We start from the raw sequence: 314 nt of genomic DNA on the forward strand, positions 1-314 counted from the left end.
ACTTCCGTGCCGACAATATAGACAGGCAGATCAAAGCCGGATTCAGCTGCCGCTTTTTCTGCAACCTTGGCAAGACGGGCCGCACGTTCGGCGGTTACCGCATCAGGCAGTGCAACCGGTTCCCCTTTGCAGCCCATGGAGGTGTCGAGATGGATTTTGGTGAAGCCTGCGCGCACAAAGCTGTCCATCATCACTTCGGACTTGGCCATGGCTTCTTCAGCGCTAAGGTGCTTCCACGGATTGGGGCCGAGGTGGTCACCACCCAGAATAAGGCGGCTTGTATCAAAACCGAGACGTGCAGCAATGTCTTCGAC

The 314-nt window shown here is 56.4% G+C and carries 1 protein-coding gene; it reads right to left on the reverse strand.

The genetic code is table 11. The features are described from left to right. Nucleotides 1-314: class II D-tagatose-bisphosphate aldolase non-catalytic subunit (locus QSJ70_RS27505; protein WP_285541390.1), on the reverse strand; the 314-nt coding region annotated here is incomplete at both ends.

Origin of the sequence: Brucella sp. NBRC 12950 (genome assembly GCF_030268145.1) — a bacterium.
In the GTDB taxonomy this organism is placed as follows: domain Bacteria; phylum Pseudomonadota; class Alphaproteobacteria; order Rhizobiales; family Rhizobiaceae; genus Brucella.